Raw genomic sequence first — 22,905 nt, forward strand, 5'->3', positions numbered from 1 at the left:
CATGACCTTCGTCGTTACCGACAACTGCATCAAGTGCAAATACACCGACTGTGTGGAAGTCTGCCCGGTGGACTGCTTCTACGAAGGCCCGAACTTCCTGGTGATCCACCCGGACGAGTGCATCGACTGCGCACTCTGCGAGCCCGAGTGCCCGGCCCAGGCGATCTTCTCCGAAGACGAAGTGCCAGAGGACATGCAAGAATTCATCGAACTCAACGCCGACCTGGCCGAAGTCTGGCCGAACATTACCGAGAAGAAAGAAGCGCTGGAAGACGCCGAAGAGTGGGATGGCGTGAAAGACAAGCTGCAACACCTGGAGCGCTAGTCACACCCCCCCGGCCCCAGACAAAAGACCCGCTAGATGCGGGTCTTTTACTTTTCTGCAGGCAAAAAAAGGGGCGGTGTTACCCGCCCACTCTTTTGTCCCTATTCCCTGTATTCCCTGTTCATCATCCTGATGAGATCGCTTCCCGCGATTGTCCTGGCGACCATCCTTGGCAGCCCGTGCCTGTCCCTCGGCACAGTTGAAATACTAGCGACTTCCTCGCGCTTAACAAGTCATGGAACTACGACCGACATTGCTCACACAGCGCGCGACACACATAATAATTTCTTATAAATCAAATACTTAAATAAGTTGAAAATGAAAGCAAGCGACTAACAGGCGAAGCTTTCCGGCAATCGCTTACAGACCGCGTAAGCAAATACTTACATGGGCGCGCACAAAAAACCCGGCCGCGGCCGGGTTTCCTGACAGTCATGCAAGCCTATTGAAACAATGCGTCGCTCGACAGGCCGTTATTTTCCAGAATTTCACGCAGGCGCTTTAGCGCTTCGACCTGAATCTGCCGCACTCGCTCTCGAGTCAAGCCGATCTCCTGACCAACCTCCTCGAGCGTACAGCTTTCATGACCACGCAAGCCGAAGCGACGCACTACCACCTCACGCTGCTTATCGGTCAACTCCGACAACCACTGGTCGATGCTCTGTGAAAGATCATCGTCCTGCAGCAATTCACAAGGATCGGTCGGGCGATCGTCGGTCAAGGTATCGAGCAGCGTCTTGTCAGAGTCCGGCCCGAGGGAGACATCCACCGAGGACACCCGCTCATTCAGGCCCAGCATGCGCTTGACCTCGCCTACCGGCCTTTCCAGCAGGTTGGCAATTTCTTCGGCCGAGGGCTCATGGTCGAGCTTTTGCGTCAACTCGCGCGCCGCGCGCAAATAGACGTTGAGCTCCTTGACCACGTGAATCGGCAGACGAATAGTGCGGGTCTGGTTCATGATCGCCCGCTCGATGGTCTGACGGATCCACCAGGTAGCATAGGTGGAAAACCGAAACCCCCGCTCCGGATCAAATTTCTCGACCGCCCGGATCAGGCCGAGGTTGCCTTCTTCAATAAGGTCCAGCAGCGACAAGCCGCGGTTGACATAGCGGCGGGCTATTTTCACCACAAGGCGCAGGTTGCTTTCGATCATGCGCTTACGCCCAGCCGGATCGCCCTTCTGCGCCAGTCGCGCGAAGTGCACTTCCTCTTGGGGAGTAAGCAAAGGGGAGAAACCGATTTCGTTGAGGTACAACTGAGTGGCATCAAGCGCACGCGTGTAATCGATGTACTTGTGCTGCTTGCTGCTGGTGGAGCGCTTGGCCTTGGTTTGAGCAGTCGACGCGTCTGTCTTCTCACTCCCCACATCGGCCAGGACAATGCCCGACTCCATAAGGAGCACCTCATCGTCTACGTCAAACTCCGGCGCTACTTTTTTTTTGAGTGCCATTGTTATTGTCCCTTGCTGAGTTCGACAGCAAGCTCTGGCGGCGCCTGAGTCCTTGGCCACACCTGAGCCTGTCCCACCCACGTGAAGGGAAAGGCTGGATTCAGGTCAGCGGCGTGGCAGGTATTGCAATGGATCTACAGGCTTACCCTGGCGGCGAATTTCGAAATGAAGCTTCACCCGGTCGGCTCCCGTGGAACCCATCTCGGCAATGGTCTGCCCGACTTTGACCTGCTGTCCCTCCCGCACCAACAGCCTGCGGTTATGACCGTAGGCGCTTACGTAGGTATCGCTGTGTTTGATGATCACCAACTCGCCGTAGCCCCGTAAACCACTCCCGGCGTACACCACTGATCCATCAGACGCAGCTAGAACAGGCTGTCCCAATTCCCCGGCTATATCAATGCCTTTATTCAAACTACCGTTTGAGGAAAATCGCCCGATCAGCACCCCATTCGAAGGCCAGGCCCATCCCGACGCCGAGCGCGCAACGGCCTGTACCGGTGTGGTGGCAGGGGCGCTCTTGACGGGCGTGGCAGACGTCGCCGGAGCAGCCACAACCCGGCTCTGAACAGGGGCGGCGGGTGGCCGCGAAGGCGTGGCAGGGGTGGCTCGCGCAGCCGTCGCCCTGGTCGAACTGGTCGGCTGCTTGCCATCGAAGCGGATCGCCTGCCCGACCCGAATCAGATAGGGCGGGGAGATGCCATTGCGCGCAGCCAAGGCCTTCCAGTCCCAACCGAAGCGAAATGCGATCGAGTAGAGGGTGTCACCACGCTGCACCAAATATTGCCCGTGGGTCACGGTCGGACGCTTGTGCGCGGGCGCACGGCGATCGCGATCGACCACCTGTACGTCTCCGGGCGGCGGGCTCGCACAGCCTGCGAGCAAGGCGCCCAAGACCAGGCCACTCAGTAGCCACCGAGTGCTGCTGCAGCGAATTTGCCGTTGAATGGCCGTGAAACTCACCCCGTTCTCCCCTGCCGGCTACTGGCACCTGCTAACTGGCGCGTATTGTGCCGGAATTATTCGGCGTAGCCAGCGCTTTGCTGCTGACGCCTGGCGATCCACTCCAGCCCCAGCACCAATACAATTCCGCCCACTGCCAAAAGCATAGCCAACAGCACCTGCGGATCCTGCCCGGTGACCTCGGCAAAGCGCTGCGGCAACAGGTTGGCCTGGAGTAGCGGCACCTGTTCGCCATGACGATCGAGGCGCCAGCTCAGGGTTTCCTTCCAGGGCCAGATCTTGTTCAGCGAGCCAAGCATCAGCCCGGTGAGGAACGCCAGACCCAGGTCGCGCCAACGCACCAGCAACCAGCGCAGAAGGCCCGCAAAGCTGACCAGCCCTACCAGACAGCCGCTGGCGAAAAGGGCCAGCACGGTAATCTCAAGGCCCTTCACGGCGCCAAGGATAAAGGGATACAGGCCCAGCAGAACCAGAATGAAGCTGCCGGAAATACCGGGCAGGATCATCGCGCAGATGGCAATGCCGCCAGCCAGGAAAATACTCAGGGAGTCGGTCCCCCACTGCATGGGCGAGGCGACCGTGACCCAGTAGGCGAATGCACCGCCCAGGGCAAAAGCCACTCCACGGGACCAGTTCCAACGCCGGATATCTCGCGCCACCAGGTGCGAAGAAACCAGGATCAGACCGAAGAAAAAAGACCATACCGGAATCGGCTGATGCACCAGTAGATAGGTGATCAGGCGTGCCAGACTGGCCACGCTGGTGAGGATCCCGACCAGCAGTACCAGCAGAAAGGTGGCATTGGCCGCCTGCCAGGCCGCGCTCACCCGCCCACGCAGCAGCAGACCCAAGGCGTGAGGCACGCTGGCGATGGAGCGCAGCAGTTCGTCATAGATGCCACTGATAAAAGCCACGGTGCCGCCGGAAACCCCAGGCACGACGTCGGCAGCGCCCATGGCAATGCCTTTGGCGAAAAGCAGGAAATACTTGTTCATGAATCCTTCCAATCGAACGAGGGGGTCAGGCCAACGGCCCGTTGAGCAGTGGAACGAAGCGCACGGCATCCAGCACATGCCTGGAGAAGCCCTGCTCCTCGCGAACGATCAACAGCAACTGCTGCACGTCGCCGGCACCGACCGGGATTACCAGGCGTCCCCCGGGTGCCAGTTGGTCGAGCAGCGCCTGGGGCACATCGGCGGCGGCGGCGGTAACGATAATGCCGTTGTACGGGGCCAGGGCCGGCCAACCTTCCCAGCCATCCCCCCAACGGAACACCACGTTACGCAGGTTGAGTTCGAGCAGGCGCTCCTTGGCGCGATCCTGCAAGCCCTGAATACGCTCGACCGAAAACACCCGCTCGACCAGCTGCGCCAGCACCGCGGTCTGGTAGCCCGAGCCGGTGCCTATCTCCAGCACCTTGTCCAGCGGCCCGGCGCCCAGCAGCAACTCGGTCATGCGCCCAACCATATAGGGCTGGGAGATGGTCTGATTGTGCCCGATGGGCAGCGCGGTATCTTCGTAGGCCCGATGGGCCAGGGCCTCGTCGACGAACAGGTGGCGCGGTGTACGCCTGATCACTTCGAGCACATGAGGATTGGACAACCCTTCCTCATACAGGCGCTGAATCAAGCGCTCGCGGGTCCGCTGCGAGGTCATGCCGATCCCCCGGCGCTGCAGTTCGTCTTGCTCGCGATTCATCAGAGCAGGCCCTCCAGCCAGGGCTCCAGACTGCGGAAGCCGTCCTGGAAGGTACGATCCAGCTGCAGCGGCGTCACCGACACATAGCCCTGCATCACCGCGTGGAAATCGGTCCCCGGACCGCCGTCCTCGGCATCGCCAGCGGCGGAGATCCAGTAGCCTTCCTTGCCTCGCGGGTTAATCACCTTCACCGGCGCCGCCGCACGGGCTCGATGGCCGAGGCGGGTCAGCTGGACACCACGGATCTGCTCCAGCGGCAGATCGGGGATGTTGACGTTGAGCACGGTGCGGGGCGGCAGATCCAGGCGCTCATGGGCCGCCACCAGCTTGCGGGCGAAGTAGGCGGCACTGGCCAGGTTGTCCGGCTGGCGCGACAGTAGCGAGAAGGCAAATGCCGGGCGACTCAGGAAGCGCCCCTCGAGAGCCGCCGCCACGGTGCCGGAATAGAGGACGTCATCGCCCAGATTGGCACCCAGGTTGATGCCCGACACCACCAGATCCGCCAGTTCCGGCAGCAGGCCGTTCAAGCCCAGGTGCACGCAATCGGTGGGGGTTCCGTTAAGGCTGATGAAGCCGTTGGCCAGCGTATGCGGATGCAACGGACGGTCGAGGGTCAGCGAGCTGCTGGCGCCACTGCGGTCCTGGTCGGGGGCGATCACCGTGCACTCGGCATAATCGGTCAAGGCGGCGTGCAAGGCGGCGAGGCCCGGCGCGGCCACACCATCATCGTTAGAAATCAGAATACGCATGGGTTATCCGTCTGCCCTGCCGGCAACAGATCGACGAGTTCGCGCACCAATACGGTAGCGAAGCATCCAGCCGGCAGGACGAATTCCAGTTGCAGAATGTCAGGCTCGGGATAATGCCACGTCAAACCGCCGATGGGGAGGCGCAGTATGCGTCGTTCGTGCGCCATCCCCGCTTCTGCCAACCAGGCCACCAAATCCCTCTCGGCATTTGCCAGACGCCGCTCGAGCACCTGCTGGTCGCCGCCGGCCGCAGAATCGCCCTCCCCCCACAGCGGGCCGGTCGGATGCAGATCGAGAATGCCCAAGCGCGGGTCCTGGCACTCGGCCTCGCCGGCCGGGAAGAAGCTGCGGCTGTCGGTAAAGGCGAGCAGGTCGCCGGGCAACGCCTGATTCCAGGTACCGGCCGAAACACGCTCTGCCAGGGACTGGTTGAACAGGTAGCTGCGCGCCGCCGAAAGCAGCCGCGAGCGGATATTGCGCTGCGGCGGCAGCGCCTTGCTGGCGGCGAAGCGGCGCGCCTCCAGCACATTGCCACCACCATGACCGAAGCGTTGCAAGCCGTAATAGTTGGGTACGCCCTGAGCGGCGATTGCCTGCAGCCGCCGCGCCAACGCGTCGCGATCGGCGACCAGCTGGGTCAGGCGCAGGGTGAAGCCGTTGGCCGAATGGGCACCACGCTGTAATTTACGCTTGTGGCGAACCTGCTTGAGGATGCCCAGGCTCGGCCCCTCGGCGGCAGACAGATCGGGATCGGCCTGGCCGGGCAGGTGCAGGCTGAACCACTGGCGGGTCAACGCCTGGCGGTCCTTGAGGCCCGCATAGCTGATCATGCGCAACGGCACGCCGGCGGCGCGGGCGATGCGCCGCGCCGCGTCTTCGGTATTCAGCCCGCGCTTCTCCACCCACAGCCACAGGTGTTCGCCCTCTCCGGCCAGGGGAATATCCAGCACCTCATCGACCTGAAAATCCTCCGCGCAGGCCTTGAGCACCGCCGTGCCGCAAGCCAGCCCATGACCCCGCGGCCCGAGCAGCTCCAGTTCGTTCACAGGCCCACCAACAGCGCGACGGCGTGCACCGCGATGCCTTCCTGGCGGCCGGTGAAGCCGAGCTTCTCGGTAGTGGTGGCCTTGACGTTGACCTGCTCCAGGGTGACGTGCAGATCCGCGGCGATCAGCTCGCGCATGGCCTCGATGTGTGGCGCCATCTTTGGCGCCTGGGCGACGATGGTGGCGTCGACATTGCCGACCTGCCACCCCTTCGCCTGAACCAAACCCAGGACGTGACGCAACAACACGCGGCTGTCGGCGCCCTTGAAGCGCGGATCGGTATCCGGGAAGTGCTTGCCGATATCGCCGAGCGCCGCGGCGCCGAGCAGCGCATCGCTCAGCGCGTGCAGCAGCACATCGCCGTCGGAGTGCGCGAGCAATCCGAAACCGTGAGGGATTCGCACCCCGCCGAGGGTGATGAAGTCGCCCTCGGCGAAACGGTGCACGTCGTAGCCATGACCAATACGCATAATGAAAAACGCCCTGGAAATTCAGGGCGTTATTCTACAGGACTATCAACGGGCCGGAGCCCCTAGCCATGCAATGCCTGGGCGTGATGGCGCAGGTGATCGTCGATAAAGCTGGCGATGAAGTAGTAGCTGTGGTCATAGCCGGGCTGCAGACGCAGGGTCAGCGGATGACCAACCGCCTTGGCCGCAGCCTCCAGCGCCTCGGGCTTGAGCTGGGTTTCCAGGAAGTCGTCGCGGTCGCCCTGATCCAGCAGAATCGGCAGACGCTCGCTGGCTTCGGCGAGCAGCGCACAGGCGTCCCAGCCTTTCCAGCGCGAGCGGTCCTCGCCCAGATAGCGCGAGAGCGCCTTCTCGCCCCACGGACAGTTCATCGGGTTGGTGATCGGCGAGAACGCCGACAACGACTGGTAGCGCCCCGGGTTGCGCAAGGCGCAGACCAAGGCACCGTGGCCGCCCATGGAGTGGCCGCTGATGCCGCGCTTGTCCGAAACCGGAAAGTTCGCCTCGATCAACGCCGGCAGCTCGTGCACCACGTAGTCGTGCATACGGTAGTGCCGCGACCAGGGCTCTTGCGTGGCATTGACGTAGAAACCGGCGCCCTTGCCGAAGTCCCAGGCATTCTCGGGGTCACCCGGTACATCGTCTCCGCGCGGACTGGTGTCCGGCGCCACTATGACCAGGCCCAATTCGGCAGCCAGACGCTGGGCGCCGGCCTTCTGCATGAAGTTCTCGTCGGTGCAGGTCAGGCCGGAGAGCCAGTACAGCACCGGCAACTTGGCATCCTGTTCGGCCTGCGGTGGCAGGTAGACGGCAAACTGCATGTCGCAGTTGAGCGAGGTGGAACGATGACGGTAACGCTTGTGCCAGCCGCCGAAGCTTTTCTGGCAGGAAATGTTTTCCAGGGTCATGACAATCTCCGTAGGCCGGAAAGCCAGCTCGGGCTTTCCGGCGCAAGACGGTGGGTGCAGACGAGGCCACCCACCCTAGACACTCAAAAATGGATGACCGTACGGATGCTCTTGCCTTCATGCATCAGATCGAAGGCCTGGTTGATATCGTCCAGCGGCATGTTGTGGGTGATGAAGGTGTCCAGCGGGATCTCGCCCTTCTGCGACTTTTCGACGTAGCCCGGCAGTTCGCTGCGACCTTTCACCCCACCGAAGGCGCTGCCGCGCCAGACGCGGCCGGTCACCAGCTGGAACGGACGGGTGCTGATCTCGGCACCGGCCGGCGCCACGCCGATGATGGTCGACTCGCCCCAGCCCTTGTGGCAGCACTCCAGCGCCGCACGCATCAGCTGCACGTTGCCGATGCACTCGAAGCTGTAGTCGACGCCGCCGTCGGTCATCTCGACTATGACCTCCTGGATCGGTTTGCTGTGCTCCTTCGGGTTGACGAAGTCGGTCATGCCCAGCTCGCGGGCCACGGCTTCCTTGGCCGGGTTGATGTCGATGCCGATGATGCGCGAAGCCTTGGCCATCTTGGCGCCAATGATGGCGGCCAGGCCGATGCCGCCCAGGCCGAAGATGGCCACGGTTGCGCCCTCCTCCACCTTGGCGGTGTTGAGCACCGCGCCGATGCCGGTGGTGACACCACAGCCCAGCAGGCAGACCTTGTCCAGCGGCGCTTCTTTCGGGATCACCGCGACCGAGACTTCCGGCAGCACGGTGTACTCGGAGAAGGTCGAGCAGCCCATGTAGTGGTAGACCGGCTGGCCCTGATAGGAGAAGCGGGTGGTGCCATCGGGCATCAGGCCCTTGCCCTGAGTGGCACGCACCGAGCTGCACAGGTTGGTCTTGTTGGACTTGCAGAACTTGCACTGGCCGCATTCAGCGGTGTACAGCGGGATCACGTGATCGCCCACCTTGACTGAGGTCACGCCCTCGCCGACCGCCTCGACCACGCCACCGCCTTCGTGACCCAGGATGCAGGGAAACACACCCTCGGAGTCCTGACCGGACAGGGTGTAGGCATCGGTATGGCAGACACCGGTGGCGACGATGCGCACCAGCACCTCGCCAGCCTTAGGCGGCTCGACATCCACTTCGACGATTTGCAGCGGTTGGTTGGCGGCAAAGGCTACCGCGGCACGTGACTTGATCATGTTCGCTCTCCAGCTGGTTGTAACGGTGGCAGAGAGTGTAGATCAGCGACCCAGAATCAATAATCAGGCATTTATCAAAACATTATTGCCATACAGGGATAATATGGCCTCCTCGCATTACCATGCACCGATGCCGCCATTAGCCGGCGCCGCACTGCGCAGGAGAAAGAGGTCATGAACCGCTGGGAAGGTCTGGATGAATTCGTCGCCGTCGCCGAATGCGGCCAATTCACCGGCGCGGCCGAACGCCTCGGGCTATCCGCCTCGCAGATCAGCCGCCAGGTCGCACGTTTGGAAGAGCGCCTGCAGACCCGCCTGTTCTACCGCAGCACACGGCGCGTGGCGCTGACCGAGGCGGGACAGACCTTCCTGCAACATTGCCGGCGCCTGCAGGATGCCCGCGAGGAAGCGCTGCGTGCGGTCGGCGACCTGGGCAGCGAACCCAAGGGCCTGCTGCGCATGACCTGCGCGGTGGCCTATGGCGAACGCTTTATCGTGCCCCTGGTGACCGACTTCATGAGCCGCCATCCCCAGCTGCGGGTGGACATCGAACTGAGCAACCGCAGCCTGGACCTGGTCCACGAAGGGCTGGACCTGGCCATCCGCCTGGGCCGCCTGCAGGATTCTCGCCTGGTGGCGACGCGTCTGGCACCACGGCAGATGTACCTGTGCGCGGCGCCGAACTACCTGCAGCACTATGGCCGACCACACAGCCTGTCGGAGCTGGCTCGACACAACTGCCTGATCGGCAGCTCGGATAGCTGGAGCTTCCAGCTCGACGACAGGGAAACCAGCGTCCGGGTGCAGGGCAACTGGCGCTGCAACAGCGGCCAGGCGGTGCTGGAAGCGGCTCTTCGCGGCCTGGGCCTGTGCCAGCTGCCGGACTACTACGTCCTCGAACACCTGCGCAGCGGCGCCCTGGTCTCGCTGCTGGACAACCACCAGCCCCCCAACACCGCCGTCTGGGCGCTCTATCCGCAGCAGCGCCATCTGTCGCCCAAAGTGCGCCAGCTGGTGGACTTCCTCAAACGCGGCCTGGGCCAGCGCCGCGAATACCGACGCTAGCGCCGCAGACGCCTAACGACCCGCGGACCAGCGCTGGCGCAGCCAGTCGAGATCTTCCGGACGGGTGATCTTCAGATTGTCCGCCCGCCCCTCGATCAGGCGCGGCGCCGCCCCGGCCCACTCGAGGGCCGACGCCTCATCGGTAATCGCCGCCCCGGCGGCCAGGGCATCCACCAGCGCCCGCCGCAAAGGCCCCAGGCGAAACATCTGTGGTGTGTAGGCCAGCCAGATCGGCGAGCGATCGACGGTTTCCAGCACCCGCCCGTCGGCGCCGGCACGCTTGAGGGTGTCGCGCGCCGGCACGGCGAGCAGCCCGCCGATCGGGTCATCGGCGAGCTCGCTGAGCAGCAGGTCCAGATCGGAACGCGCCAGGTTCGGTCGCGCGGCATCGTGAACCAGCACCCAGTCCTGCTCCCGGGCGCCCAGCTCGATCAGACGCGACAAGCCGCCGAGCACCGAATCGGCACGCTCACGCCCCCCCTCGGCGCGCCGCACCCGTGGGTCTTGCGCACAGCTCAGGGTCGGCCAATAGGGATCGTCGGCCGCCAGGCTGACCACCAGGCCACGCAGGCCGGGGTGGCCCAGGAAACAATCCAGGGTGTGTTCGAGAATGGTCTTGCCGGCCAGTTGCAGGTACTGCTTGGGACGGTCGGCGCGCATCCGGCTGCCAACGCCAGCAGCCGGAACCAGGACCCAGAAGGCGGGAAGCGATTGACCGCTCATTCGGCCAACTGATAGAGGGTCTCGCCCTCCTTGACCATGCCGAGTTCGTGGCGAGCACGCTCCTCGACGGTTTCCATGCCGCTCTTGAGCTCCAGCACTTCCGCCTCGAGGATGCGGTTGCGCTCCAGCAGACGCTGGTTTTCGCCGCGCTGCTCGGCGATCTGCTGCTTGAGGTCGGTGACCTGGGCCAGGCTGCCGTCCCCCACCCACAGGCGGTACTGCAATCCGAGCAGCAGCGCGATGAGCACGGCCAACAGCCAGTAGGGAGTCTTGGACATCGAAACACTTCAATTCAGATATAGAAAGGGCGGCAAAAGCCGCCCCTCTTTTACCACGCCTGGCCTCAGCCGCGGAACTCGGCACGGCCCTTGTAAGGTGCCTTGCCAGCCAGCTGCTCTTCGATACGCAGCAGCTGGTTGTACTTGGATACGCGGTCGGAACGGCACAGCGAGCCGGTCTTGATCTGGCCGGCGGCGGTGCCCACGGCCAGGTCGGCGATGGTGCTGTCCTCGGTTTCACCGCTGCGGTGCGAGATCACCGCGGTGTAACCGGCGGCCTTGGCCATCTGGATGGCTTCCAGGGTCTCGGTCAGCGAGCCGATCTGGTTGAACTTGATCAGGATCGAGTTGCCGATGCCCTTCTCGATGCCTTCCTTGAGAATCTTGGTGTTGGTAACGAACAGGTCGTCGCCGACCAGTTGCACCTTGGCGCCGATCTTGTCGGTCAGCACCTTCCAGCCGGCCCAGTCGGACTCGTCCATGCCGTCCTCGATGGAGATGATCGGATAGCGCTCGGACAGACCGGCCAGGTAGTCGGCGAAGCCGGCAGCATCGAACACCTTGCCTTCACCGGCCAGGTCGTACTGGCCGTTCTTGTAGAACTCGCTGGAGGCGCAGTCCAGGGCCAGGGTAACGTCGTCGCCGAGCTTGTAGCCGGCATTGGCCACGGCCTCGGCGATGGCCGCCAGGGCGTCTTCGTTGGACGCCAGGTTCGGCGCGAAGCCGCCCTCGTCGCCCACCGAGGTGCTCAGGCCACGAGCCTTGAGCACGGCCTTGAGGTGATGGAAGATCTCCGCACCCATGCGCAGGGCATCGGCAAAGGTCTTGGCGCCGACTGGCTGAACCATGAACTCCTGGATGTCGACGTTGTTGTCGGCGTGCTCGCCGCCGTTGATGATGTTCATCATCGGCACCGGCATGGAGTACTGACCCGGGGTGCCGTTGAGGTCGGCAATATGCGCGTACAGCGGCACGCCCTTGGCCTGCGCGGCGGCCTTGGCAGCCGCCAGGGACACGGCGAGGATGGCGTTGGCGCCCAGGCTGGCCTTGTTCTCGGTAGCGTCCAGCTCGATCATTGCGCGGTCCAGCGCCTGCTGATCGACGGCGTCTTTGCCCAGCAGCAGATCGCGGATCGGCCCGTTGATGTTGGCTACGGCTTTCAACACGCCCTTGCCCAAGTAACGGCTCTTGTCGCCATCACGCAGTTCCAGCGCCTCGCGCGAACCGGTGGAGGCACCGGACGGCGCACAGGCGCTGCCGATGATGCCGCCTTCGAGGATCACATCGGCTTCCACGGTCGGGTTGCCACGGGAGTCGAGAACCTCACGGCCTTTGATGTCGACGATCTTTGCCATTGCGTGTAGCACTCCAAAAAGTTGACTTAAAAGTTAGTGCCGGGCGGATCGCCCACCACACGCCGGCAACCTGCCGACGCGGAAAATGTACCGACTAACGAGTCATATTGTATACAAACAGCGCTCTACTCGAGAATGACCGTTTCAGGCAGTCTCGATCGGCGGAAAACTCTTGATCAGGTCATCCAGCCGCTTGAGCTGGCTGAGGAAGGGCTCCAGCTTGTCCAGACGCAAGGCACAGGGGCCGTCGCACTTGGCGTTGTCCGGATCAGGGTGTGCCTCGAGGAACAGCCCAGCCAGGGCCTGGCTCATGCCGGCCTTGGCCAGGTCGGTGACCTGGGCACGGCGACCGCCCGCCGAGTCGGCGCGCCCCCCCGGCATTTGCAGGGCGTGGGTCACGTCGAAAAACACCGGGTACTCGAACTGCTTCATGATGCCGAAGCCGAGCATGTCCACCACCAGGTTGTTGTAACCGAAGGAGGAGCCGCGCTCGCAGAGAATCAGCTGATCGTTGCCGGCTTCCACGCACTTGGACAGGATGTGCTTCATCTCCTGGGGCGCGAGGAACTGGGCCTTCTTGATGTTGATTACCGCGCCGGTCTTGGCCATGGCCACCACCAGGTCGGTCTGCCGCGAGAGGAAGGCCGGCAGCTGGATGATGTCGCACACCTCGGCCACCGTGGCCGCCTGATGCGGCTCGTGCACATCGGTGATCACCGGCACGCCGAAGGCCTGCTTCACCTCTTCGAAGATCTTCATGCCCTCTTCCAGGCCGGGGCCACGGAAGGAGGTGATGGAGGAGCGGTTGGCCTTGTCGAAGCTGGCCTTGAAGACATAGGGAATACCGAGCTTCTCGGTGACCCGCACATACTCTTCGCAGGCGCGGAGGGCCAGGTCGCGCGACTCGATGACGTTGATGCCGCCGAACAGCACCATCGGCTTGTCGTTGGCGATCTCGATGGCGCCAACCTTGATGGTCTTCTGGGTCATGTCCTTATGCCTTCTTCGCGTGTTGCGCCAGGGCGGCGTTGACGAAACCGCTGAACAGCGGATGACCATCACGCGGCGTCGAGGTGAACTCGGGGTGGAACTGGCAAGCCACGAACCACGGATGATCCGGCGCCTCGACCACCTCGACCAGGGCACCATCGCCGGAGCGACCGGAAACCTTCAGGCCAGCCTCGATCAGCTGCGGCAACAGGTTGTTGTTCACCTCGTAGCGATGGCGATGCCGCTCGACGATCACATCCTTGCCGTAGCACTGGTGCACCTGCGAGCCATCCTCGAGCAGGCACTCCTGGGCACCCAGGCGCATGGTGCCGCCGAGGTCGGAGGTCTCGCTACGCTGTTCCACTTCGCCGGTGGCATCCTGCCATTCGGTGATCAGACCGACCACCGGGTGCTCGCTGGCGCTGTCGAACTCGGTGGAGTTGGCGTCGGTCCAGCCCAGCACATTGCGGGCAAACTCGATCACCGCGACCTGCATGCCCAGGCAGATGCCCAGGTAGGGAATCTTGTTCTCGCGGGCGAACTGCACGGTCTTGATCTTGCCTTCGACGCCGCGCAGGCCGAAACCGCCCGGCACCAGGATGGCGTCGACACCTTCGAGCAGGCCGGTACCCTGGTTCTCGATGTCTTCGGAATCGATATAGCGCAGGTTGACCTTGGTGCGATTCTGGATGCCGGCATGGCTCATCGCCTCGATCAGCGACTTGTAGGCATCCAGCAGCTCCATGTACTTGCCGACCATGGCGATGGTGACTTCATGCTCGGGGTGCAGCTTGGCATCGACCACCCGCTCCCACTCGGACAGATCGGCACCGCCGCACTCCAGGCCGAAACGCTCGACGACGAAGTCGTCCAGACCCTGGGCATGCAGCACCGAAGGGATCTTGTAGATGGTATCGACGTCTTCCAGGGAAATCACCGCACGCTCTTCGACGTTGGTGAACAGCGCGATCTTGCGCCGCGAGGACGCATCCACCGGGTGGTCGGAACGGCAGATCAGCACGTCCGGCTGCAGGCCTATCGAACGCAGTTCCTTGACCGAGTGCTGGGTCGGCTTGGTCTTGGTTTCGCCGGCGGTGGCGATATAAGGCACCAGGGTCAGGTGCATCAGCATGGCTCGCTTGGCACCGACTTCGACTCGCAGCTGGCGAATCGCCTCGAGGAACGGCTGCGACTCGATGTCGCCCACGGTACCGCCGATCTCGACCAGGGCCACGTCGGCATCGCCGGCACCCTTGATGATGCGTCGCTTGATCTCGTCGGTGATATGCGGGATGACCTGGATGGTCGCACCCAGGTAGTCACCACGGCGCTCCTTGCGCAGCACGTGCTCGTAGACACGGCCGGTGGTGAAGTTGTTGTTCTGGGTCATGGTGGTGCGGATGAACCGCTCGTAGTGGCCCAGGTCGAGGTCGGTCTCGGCGCCGTCATGGGTGACGAACACCTCACCGTGCTGGAACGGGCTCATGGTGCCCGGATCGACGTTGATATAGGGATCCAGCTTGAGCATCGTGACCTTCAGGCCCCGCGCCTCCAGGATAGCCGCCAATGAAGCCGAAGCGATGCCTTTCCCCAAAGAAGAAACAACACCACCCGTGACGAAGATGTAGCGCGTCATGAAAAACCCTAGAAGTCTGCGTTTAAGCGGTCTGCGCCGCCGGGGAAAGCGAAGGAAGGCCGAAGCCCTCAGTTACTCAAGCACTGTAACTGACAAGCGATTGCCGACTCCTATTCACCAGGTGAAAAGGAATCAGAAAAAGCTCTGATAAGACGGGAGCGTAGTCTACCGGAAAGGCCTTTTCAGCTCAAACCTTGATCATCGATCGGCGGCTGCCAACGCAGTCGCCATTGACCGTCAGGCGGCGCATCCAGACCGGGCAGATTGGCCACCGCGCGCAGCTCGCCGTCGTCGTACAACAAGGGCAGGCGCCCGCGCACGAATGCCGGAAGCTGGCGCTCGTTGAGCAGGCGCTTGAGGTCACGATGGCCACGCCCCGCCAGCTTCAACACCTCGCCCCCCTGTCGATAGGCCAGGCGCCAGTTGCCGGCCGGCAACACACCGTCAATCCATGCACAGCCATTGCCCGGCAGCGCCATCGGCCGGTTTTGCCCGACAGGCGCCGTCGGCATGGCCGGCGCGCGCAGCCAGTCGCCGCTCAGCCACCACAGCCGCCCGTCGGCGCGCCTGAGCTCGCCGCCAGCCAGGCGCCAGAGCGGAACCGAGTCGCTCCGAGCATCACGCAGCGCCTGCCAGCCCGCCCAGTGCTGACTATCGGGCAAGATCGTCAGCGCGCGCAGCCAGTAGCGCAGGGCATTGCGCTGGCGCGCCTCGCTCAACCCCAGAAGCGGCGCCAAGCTCAGGCTCGGCAGCGCCAGCCAGGGGAAAGCCGGGGCGTCATGCGCAGCCGCCAAGTCCTGCTGCGCCAGCTCGTCGAGCAATTGCGCGGCCTCGCCGAGGTGTTCGGCCGAGCGCGCCAGGGTGACGGCGGCCTGTGGCCAACGCGCGGCCAGCAGCGGCATGATCCGGTGACGCAGGTAGTTGCGCGAGAAGCGGCAATTGGCGTTGGACGGATCCTCCAGCCAACGCAGCCGATGCTCGTCCGCATAGGCGCGCAATTCGTCCCGCGAAAGATTCAACAGCGGCCTGAACAGATGGCCGCGCCCCAGAACCCGCTGCGCCGGCATGGCGGCCAGGCCAAGTACTCCGGCACCGCGCATCAGGCGAAACAGCAGGGTCTCGGCCTGGTCATCGCGGTGCTGGGCCAGCAACAGCAAATCCCCGGCCCCCAGGGCCGACTCGAAGGCGGCATAACGGGCCTGTCGGGCGGCCTGCTCCAGGCTGGCTCCCGGCGAGACATCGACCCGCTCGACCTGCAGCGGCACGCCCAGCGCCGCGCACAGACGCTGGCAATGCGCCGGCCAGCCATCGGCAATCGACTGCAGGCCATGGTGGACATGAATGGCGCGAAGGGGTGGCAGAGGCTGCCGCCGGGCGAGGCCGGCGAGCATATGCAACAAGACAGTGGAATCAAGACCGCCAGACAGGGCGATCAGCCAGGCCGGCGCATCGCGCCAGGGCGCAAGGGTAGCGAGCAGGCGCTCTTCGAGGGTCATGGAGTGCATTCGGATTGTCGAGTGGACACTGGCCCACCCGCACAACTGGAGGGCGGCCAGCCATATCGAGCGACACCGACAGCAGCGGAGTCGACGAAAACAGGCCGGCGCCTCATTCTACTGCGCTGATCAGGCGACGCCGTAGCTCATCAGGCGCTCATAACGCCGCGCCAGCAACTCGGACGTGTCGAACTTGCGCAGGGTCTTGAGCTGAGCCACCAGTTCCTGGCGAATAGACTCGGCCGCCGCCGCAGGGTCGCGATGGGCGCCGCCCAACGGCTCGCCGATCACCTTGTCGACGATGCCCAGGCCCTTCAGGCGCTCGGCGGTGATCCCCATGGCTTCCGCCGCCTCCGGCGCCTTGTCCGCGGTCTTCCACAGAATGGAGGCACAGCCTTCCGGCGAAATCACCGAGTAGGTCGAATACTGCAGCATGTTCAACTGGTCGCACACACCGATCGCCAGCGCACCGCCGGAGCCGCCCTCGCCGATGACGGTGGCGATGATCGGGGTCTTCAGGCGCGCCATCACTCGCAGGTTCCAGGCGATCGCCTCGCTCTGACCGCGCTCCTCGGCATCGATGCCCGGGTAGGCCCCAGGGGTATCAATAAAGGTCAGGATCGGCATCTTGAAACGCTCGGCCAATTCCATCAGCCGGCAGGCCTTGCGATAGCCCTCCGGACGCGGCATGCCGAAGTTGCGGCGCACCTTCTCGCGCACCTCGCGGCCCTTCTGGTGACCGATGACCATCACCGGCTCGCCATCCAGACGCGCCACGCCACCGACCAGCGCCGCATCGTCGGAGAAATGCCGGTCACCGTGCAACTCGTCGAACTCGGTGAAGATGTGCTCGAGGTAGTCCAGCGTATAGGGGCGCTGGGGGTGGCGAGCCAGCTTGGCGATCTGCCAGCTGCTCAGATTGGCGAAAATGCTTTCGGTCAGCGCACTGCTCTTGTCCTGCAGGCGCGCGACCTCGTCGCCGATGTTCAGTGCGTTGTCGTTACCGACCAGGCGAAGCTCTTCGATCTTGGCTTGCAGGTCGGCGATCGGCTGTTCGAAATCGAGAAAATTCGGGTTCATAGTCATCCGTCTTGCGTCGACGGCCAAGCGGCCGGGGAGCGGTATCCGTTTCGCGCCCTACCATATAGGAACAGGCGCATTCAGGTCGACACCAAACAGGTGTCACAAGCGAATTGCGCGGCAGGGGCCGCGCAAATCAGCGGTAGTGCAAAAAGACGTTGTCTCGCCCGAACTGGTCACGCAATGCCTGAATCAAGCTGTCGGCCGGATCGATTCGCCAACCTTCGCCGAACTGTAGCAAGGCCTTGGCCTGCTCGCCGGTATAGTCCAGGGTGATAGGACAGGCACCGCGGTGGCGCCCGCACAGGTCGGCCAGCCAGCGTAGCCGATCACCCTGCAGGGCGGCCCCGGCGACCTTCAGGCGCAAGCTTTCGGCCAACCCGGTGCGCGCCTCTTCCAGGCTCATCACCCGCTTGGCCCGCAGACGCAGGCCACCGGAGAAGTCATCGTTGCTCACCTCGCCCTCGACCACCACCAGGGCATCGGTCTGCAGCAGCGCCTGGGCGCCGGCGAAGGCATCGGCAAACAGCGAGGCCTCGATCCGCCCGGAACGATCGTCGAGGGTGATGAAGCCCATCTTGTCGCCCTTCTTGTTCTTCATCACCCGCAGGGCGACGATCAGGCCGGCCACCGTCTGGCTGTCGCGGGCCGGCTTCAGGTCGACGATGCGCTGGCGGGCGAAACGGCGCACCTCGCCTTCGTATTCGTCGATCGGATGCCCCGTCAGGTAGAGGCCGAGGGTGTCCTTCTCGCCCTTCAGGCGCTCCTTCAAGGACAGCTCGCGGGCCTTGCGATGGTTGGCGTAGACGTCCATCTCGGCATCGCCGAAAACCCCGCCGAACAAGTCCATGTGACCACTGTCGTGGCTGCGCGCGGTCTGTTCGGCCGCCTGCACCGCCTCCTCCATGGCCGCCAGCAGGACTGCCCGATTACGGTCGATATTGGCCTGGTAGGCCTTGAGTTCCTCATGGAAGTAAGGCCCCAGGCGATCCAGGGCACCGCCACGAATCAGCGCCTCGAGGGTGCGCTTGTTGATGCGCTTGAGGTCGATGCGCGAACAGAAATCGAACAGGTCCTTGAACGGACCGTCGCGGCGCGACTCGACAATGGCCTCGACCGGGCCCTCGCCGACCCCCTTGATCGCGCCCAGGCCATAGACGATATGCCCCTCGTCGTTGACCGTGAACTTGAACTCGGACATGTTCACGTCCGGCGCATTGAGGCGCAGCTTCATGCTGCGGCACTCCTCGATCAGGGTCACCACCTTGTCGGTGTTGTGCATATCCGCCGACAGCACCGCGGCCATGAACGGCGCCGGGTGATGCGCCTTGAGCCAGGCAGTCTGGTAGGAAACCAGACCATAGGCGGCCGAGTGCGACTTGTTGAAGCCGTAGCCGGCGAACTTTTCCACCAGGTCGAAGATGTTGCCCGCCAGATCGGCATCGATGCCGTTGTTGGCGCAACCCTCGATGAAACCGCCGCGCTGCTTGGCCATCTCCTCGGGCTTCTTCTTGCCCATGGCGCGGCGCAGCATGTCCGCGCCACCGAGGGTATAGCCGGCCATCACCTGGGCGATCTGCATCACCTGCTCCTGGTACAGGATGATGCCGTAGGTGGGCTTGAGCACCGGCTCCAGGCCCGGATACTGATAGTCCTGATGCGGGTAGGAGATCGGCTCGCGGCCGTGCTTGCGGTTGATGAAGTCGTCCACCATGCCCGACTGCAGCGGCCCCGGACGGAACAACGCCACCAGGGCGATCATGTCCTCCAGGCAGTCCGGCTTGAGCTTCTTGATCAGCTCCTTCATGCCGCGTGATTCGAGCTGGAACACCGCCGTGGTTTCGGCCTTCTGCAACATGGCGAAGGTCGGCTTGTCATCCAGCGGAATGAAGTCGATGTTCAGCGGTTCCAGACCCTTCTTGGCCTGCTCGCGGTTGATCGTCTCCATCGCCCACTTGATGATGGTCAGGGTGCGCAGGCCGAGGAAGTCGAACTTGACCAGGCCGGCGGCCTCGACGTCGTCCTTGTCGAACTGGGTCACCAGGCCGCCACCCTCGTCGTCGCAGGCGATCGGCGAGAAATCGGTGAGCTTGGTCGGCGCGATCACCACGCCGCCGGCGTGCTTGCCGGTGCCGCGGGTGATGCCTTCGAGCTTGAGCGACATCTCCCAGATTTCCGCGGCCTCCTCGTCGACCTTGAGGAAGTCGCGCAGCGGCTCCTCCATCTCGTAGGCCTTTTCCAGGGTCATGCCGACTTCGAACGGAATCATCTTGGACAGCCGGTCGGCCAGGCCGTAGGACTTGCCCTGGGCCCGCGCCACGTCTCGCACCACCGCCTTGGCCGCCATGGAGCCGAAGGTGATGATCTGGCTCACCGCGTTGCGCCCGTATTTCTCGGCGACGTAGTCGATCACCCGGTCGCGACCGTCCATGCAGAAGTCGACGTCGAAGTCGGGCATGGAGACCCGTTCCGGATTGAGGAAACGTTCGAACAGCAGGTCGTAGGCCAAGGGATCGAGGTCGGTGATCTTCTGCACATAGGCCACCAGCGAGCCGGCACCCGAGCCGCGGCCGGGGCCGACCGGAACGCCGTTGCTCTTGGCCCACTGGATGAAGTCCATGACGATCAGGAAGTAACCGGGAAAGCCCATCTGGATGATGATATCCAGCTCGAAATTCAGCCGGTCGATATAGACCTGCTTCTTCGCCTCATAGTCCGGCGTATCCTTGGGCAGCAGCACCTGCAGGCGCTCCTCCAGGCCGTCGAAGGAGACCTTGCGAAAGTATTCGTCCATGGTCATGCCGGCCGGCACCGGGAAGTCGGGGAGGAAATATTTGCCCAGCTGAACTTCTATGTTGCAGCGCTTGGCGATCTCCACGCTGTTGGCCAGCGCCTCGGGAAGGTCGCCGAACAGCTCGGCCATTTCTTCCGGTGTCTTCAGGTATTGCTGATCCGAATAGGTGCGTAGCCGGCGCGGGTCATCCAGGCTGCGCCCCTCACCGATACAGACACGGGTTTCATGGGCGGCGAAATCGTCCTGATTGAGGAAGCGCACGTCGTTGGTCGCCACCAGCGGCGCCCCAAGCCTGGCAGCCAGTTCGACAGCCAGGTGCAGATGCTCCTCGTCGTTGACCCTATTGGTACGCTGAACTTCCAGGTAGAAGCGCTCGGGGAAAACCGCCATCCACTCGCGCAGCAGCGCTTCGGCCTCGGCGGCATCGCCGCCGAGCAGGGCCTGCCCAACCTCGCCCTCTTTCGAACCGGACAAGGCGATCAGCCCCTCGGCGGCTTCCTTTACCCAGTCGCGCTGGATAATCACCAGGTCGTTGCTCTGGCCCTCCATCCAGCCGCGGGAGACCAGCTCGGTCAGATTGCGGTAACCCTTGGCATCCATCGCCAGCAAGGTCATGCGAGTGAGCGGGCCGTCTTCTTCGGCGCTGGCCAGCCAGATATCGGCCCCGCAGATCGGCTTGATCCCGGCACCCATGGCGGCCTTGTAGAACTTAACCAGGGCGCACATGTTGCTCATGTCGGTGACTGCCACCGCCGGCATCTGCGCGCCTGCCACGGCCTTGATCAGCGGCTTGACCCGCACCAGGCCGTCGACCAGGGAATACTCGGTATGCAGACGCAGATGGACGAACGAAGCGGTCATGACAGTCCTATACGAAACACGAAAACGACAAAGCCCGGATTGTACCGGGCCTTGAAATAAAGACCAGAGAGGCGCCGGCGGACCGACGGGCTCAGCTTGGCAGCAAGGCGCGCACCGGCGCGAACGAGCGCCGATGGATGGGCGTCGGCCCCAATCTGCGCAGGGCTTCGAGGTGTACCGGCGTCGGATACCCCTTGTGCCCGGCGATGCCATACCCGGGGTATTGGGCATCGAGCACCTGCATCTCACGATCGCGACTGACCTTGGCCAGGATCGAGGCGGCCGCGATCGCGGGCACCTGGCTGTCGCCCTTGACTACCGCGGCGCTCGGTACCTGCAGGCGCGGACAGCGGTTGCCGTCGATCAGCGCCAGACGCGGCGTGACGCTCAACCCCTCGACCGCACGCTGCATGGCCAGCAGGGTGGCCTGGAGGATGTTCAACCGATCGATCTCCTCCACCTCGGCACGGGCAATGCACCAGGCCAGGGCCTTTTCACAGATCTCGTCGAACAGCGCCTCGCGCCGAGCCTCGCTGAGCTTTTTCGAGTCATTGAGCCCCTGAATCGGCCGCAACGGATCGAGTATCACCGCCGCCGTGACCACAGCGCCGCACAAGGGGCCGCGCCCGACCTCGTCGACACCGGCGACCAGCTCCTGCACCTGGGAAAAATCCAGCCCCAACTGCATCAGCCCTGCCCCAGCAGCTTGAGCACGGCATCGGCCGCCTGAGCCGAGGCATCGCGCCGCAGCGCGCGGTGAATCACGTCGAAGCCCTCGGTCTGCACCTCGCCGCCCTCCAGCAGCGGCGCCAGGGTCTGCGCCAGCGCCTCGGGCGTGGCCGCATCTTGGATCAGCTCGGGCACCAGCAAACGCTCGGCCAGCAGGTTCGGCAGGGAAATGTAGGGACTCTTCACCAGGCGCTTGAGAATCCTGTAGGTCATGGGCGAGACCTTATAGGCCACCACCATAGGTCGCTTGTGCAGCAGGGCTTCCAGGGTGGCGGTACCCGAGGCGATCAGCACCGCATCGCAAGCCGCCAGCGCCAGGTGGGAGCGCCCGTCGAGCAGGGTCAGCGGCAGATCCCGCCCGACCAATTGCTGCTCCAGCTGCGCACGCCGCTCAGGGCTGGCACAGGGCAGGACGAAGCGAATACCCGGGCGTAGTGCACGCAATCGCACCGCCGCATCGAGGAACAGGCCGCCCAGGCGAGCCACCTCGCTCCCCCGGCTGCCCGGCAGCAGTGCCACCACCGGACCGTCCGCAGGCAGATCCAGCGCCGCCCGCGCCGCCGCTCGGTCGACCTGCGGCGCAATGGCGTCGGCCAATGGATGACCGACGAAGCGCACCGCGACCTGATGAGCGTCGTAGAACTGCGCCTCGAATGGAAACAGAGTGAGCATCAGGTCGCAGGCCTGACGGATCTTCAGCACCCGCTTCTGCCGCCAGGCCCAGACCGAAGGGCTCACGTAATGCACGGTCTTGATGCCGGCACGGCGCAGCTTGAGCTCCAGGTCCAGGTTGAAGTCCGGGGCATCGATGCCGATGAATACATCCGGTTTGGCACTGATCAGGGCAGTGACCAGACGCCGGCGACGCAGCAACAGCTCCGGCAGGCGGCCGAGCACCTCGACTAAGCCCATGACCGCCAGTCGCTCCATGGGAAAGTACGAGCTCAGCCCCTCGGCCTCCATCAGCGGACCGCCGACGCCGATGAACTCGACCTGCGGATGACGGGCCTTGAGCGCCTGCATCAGGCCCGCACCGAGTATGTCGCCGGAAGCCTCGCCTGCCACCAGCGCAACGCGTAGTTGCTTGCTCATG

General features: G+C 63.8%; 21 protein-coding genes. 2 read left to right on the plus strand and 19 right to left on the minus strand.

The features are described 5' to 3' along the window. Position 1 precedes the first annotated feature (1 nt). Positions 2-325, plus strand: coding sequence for a ferredoxin FdxA (gene fdxA / locus AB5S05_RS03495; RefSeq protein ID WP_369286055.1), 324 nt, complete (start codon positions 2-4; stop codon positions 323-325). A 442-nt stretch (positions 326-767) separates the two neighbouring features. On the opposite strand, the gene rpoS is transcribed toward fdxA, so the two are convergent. The 9 genes from rpoS to AB5S05_RS03540 form a co-directional block, all read right to left on the minus strand. Beyond that, entirely contained in the window at positions 768-1,775 is a 1,008-nt protein-coding gene (gene rpoS, locus AB5S05_RS03500) for an RNA polymerase sigma factor RpoS (protein ID WP_369286056.1), read from the minus strand. Positions 1,776-1,880: 105 nt separating this feature from the next. Beyond that, positions 1,881-2,738, minus strand: coding sequence for a peptidoglycan DD-metalloendopeptidase family protein (locus AB5S05_RS03505; RefSeq protein ID WP_438943533.1), 858 nt, complete (start codon positions 2,736-2,738; stop codon positions 1,881-1,883). A 56-nt stretch (positions 2,739-2,794) separates the two neighbouring features. Beyond that, the gene (locus AB5S05_RS03510; protein WP_369286058.1) at positions 2,795-3,733 is read right to left on the minus strand and encodes a polyprenyl-phosphate transporter; all 939 of its coding nucleotides are present in this window, start codon (positions 3,731-3,733) and stop codon (positions 2,795-2,797) included. A 25-nt stretch (positions 3,734-3,758) separates the two neighbouring features. Then, positions 3,759-4,394 carry a protein-L-isoaspartate(D-aspartate) O-methyltransferase gene (locus AB5S05_RS03515; protein WP_369286342.1) on the minus strand — a complete coding sequence of 212 codons (636 nt, stop codon included), beginning with the start codon at positions 4,392-4,394 and terminating at the stop codon, positions 3,759-3,761. 41 nt (positions 4,395-4,435) lie between these two features. Beyond that, entirely contained in the window at positions 4,436-5,185 is a 750-nt protein-coding gene (surE, locus tag AB5S05_RS03520; protein ID WP_369286059.1) for a 5'/3'-nucleotidase SurE, read from the minus strand. Further along, complete coding sequence (gene truD, locus AB5S05_RS03525) at positions 5,173-6,231, minus strand: tRNA pseudouridine(13) synthase TruD (RefSeq protein ID WP_369286060.1); 1,059 nt, start codon at positions 6,229-6,231, stop codon at positions 5,173-5,175. The genes surE and truD overlap by 13 nt, the downstream gene beginning before the upstream one ends. After that, positions 6,228-6,701, minus strand: coding sequence for a 2-C-methyl-D-erythritol 2,4-cyclodiphosphate synthase (gene ispF / locus AB5S05_RS03530; RefSeq protein WP_369286061.1), 474 nt, complete (start codon positions 6,699-6,701; stop codon positions 6,228-6,230). The genes truD and ispF overlap by 4 nt, the downstream gene beginning before the upstream one ends. Positions 6,702-6,763: 62 nt before the next feature. Then, positions 6,764-7,609: an S-formylglutathione hydrolase gene (gene fghA, locus AB5S05_RS03535; RefSeq protein ID WP_438943534.1), complete on the minus strand. Its 846-nt coding sequence runs from the start codon at positions 7,607-7,609 to the stop codon at positions 6,764-6,766. Positions 7,610-7,692: 83 nt separating this feature from the next. Then, on the minus strand, positions 7,693-8,805 hold the full coding sequence (locus AB5S05_RS03540; protein WP_369286062.1) for an S-(hydroxymethyl)glutathione dehydrogenase/class III alcohol dehydrogenase: 1,113 nt from the start codon (positions 8,803-8,805) through the stop codon (positions 7,693-7,695). 174 nt (positions 8,806-8,979) lie between these two features. On the opposite strand from AB5S05_RS03540, the gene AB5S05_RS03545 reads away from it, so the two are divergent. Then, the gene (locus tag AB5S05_RS03545; RefSeq protein ID WP_369286064.1) at positions 8,980-9,870 is read left to right on the plus strand and encodes a LysR substrate-binding domain-containing protein; all 891 of its coding nucleotides are present in this window, start codon (positions 8,980-8,982) and stop codon (positions 9,868-9,870) included. 12 nt (positions 9,871-9,882) lie between these two features. On the opposite strand, the gene ispD is transcribed toward AB5S05_RS03545, so the two are convergent. The 10 genes from ispD to lpxB form a co-directional block, all read right to left on the minus strand. Next, entirely contained in the window at positions 9,883-10,593 is a 711-nt protein-coding gene (gene ispD, locus AB5S05_RS03550) for a 2-C-methyl-D-erythritol 4-phosphate cytidylyltransferase (protein WP_369286065.1), read from the minus strand. After that, positions 10,590-10,871 (minus strand): cell division protein FtsB, encoded by a 282-nt coding sequence (gene ftsB / locus AB5S05_RS03555; protein WP_369286066.1) that lies wholly within the window; start codon positions 10,869-10,871, stop codon positions 10,590-10,592. Before ftsB ends, ispD begins: the two co-directional genes overlap by 4 nt. A 65-nt stretch (positions 10,872-10,936) precedes the next feature. Beyond that, positions 10,937-12,226, minus strand: coding sequence for a phosphopyruvate hydratase (gene eno / locus AB5S05_RS03560; RefSeq protein WP_369286067.1), 1,290 nt, complete (start codon positions 12,224-12,226; stop codon positions 10,937-10,939). 144 nt (positions 12,227-12,370) lie between these two features. Continuing rightward, entirely contained in the window at positions 12,371-13,216 is an 846-nt protein-coding gene (gene kdsA / locus AB5S05_RS03565; RefSeq protein WP_369286068.1) for a 3-deoxy-8-phosphooctulonate synthase, read from the minus strand. A gap of 4 nt (positions 13,217-13,220) precedes the next feature. Next, positions 13,221-14,852: a CTP synthase gene (pyrG, locus tag AB5S05_RS03570; RefSeq protein WP_369286069.1), complete on the minus strand. Its 1,632-nt coding sequence runs from the start codon at positions 14,850-14,852 to the stop codon at positions 13,221-13,223. 182 nt (positions 14,853-15,034) lie between these two features. Beyond that, positions 15,035-16,348 (minus strand): tRNA lysidine(34) synthetase TilS, encoded by a 1,314-nt coding sequence (tilS, locus tag AB5S05_RS03575; RefSeq protein WP_369286070.1) that lies wholly within the window; start codon positions 16,346-16,348, stop codon positions 15,035-15,037. Positions 16,349-16,477: 129 nt separating this feature from the next. After that, positions 16,478-17,428 (minus strand): acetyl-CoA carboxylase carboxyl transferase subunit alpha, encoded by a 951-nt coding sequence (gene accA / locus AB5S05_RS03580; protein WP_369286071.1) that lies wholly within the window; start codon positions 17,426-17,428, stop codon positions 16,478-16,480. 136 nt (positions 17,429-17,564) lie between these two features. After that, positions 17,565-21,083, minus strand: coding sequence for a DNA polymerase III subunit alpha (gene dnaE / locus AB5S05_RS03585; RefSeq protein WP_369286072.1), 3,519 nt, complete (start codon positions 21,081-21,083; stop codon positions 17,565-17,567). A 91-nt stretch (positions 21,084-21,174) separates the two neighbouring features. After that, positions 21,175-21,771 (minus strand): ribonuclease HII, encoded by a 597-nt coding sequence (rnhB, locus tag AB5S05_RS03590; protein ID WP_369286073.1) that lies wholly within the window; start codon positions 21,769-21,771, stop codon positions 21,175-21,177. Then, the gene (lpxB, locus tag AB5S05_RS03595; protein WP_369286074.1) at positions 21,771-22,904 is read right to left on the minus strand and encodes a lipid-A-disaccharide synthase; all 1,134 of its coding nucleotides are present in this window, start codon (positions 22,902-22,904) and stop codon (positions 21,771-21,773) included. Before lpxB ends, rnhB begins: the two co-directional genes overlap by 1 nt. Position 22,905: the final 1 nt, after the last annotated feature.

It is taken from the genome of Pseudomonas zhanjiangensis (assembly GCF_041027545.1).
Taxonomy (GTDB): domain Bacteria; phylum Pseudomonadota; class Gammaproteobacteria; order Pseudomonadales; family Pseudomonadaceae; genus Aquipseudomonas; species Aquipseudomonas zhanjiangensis.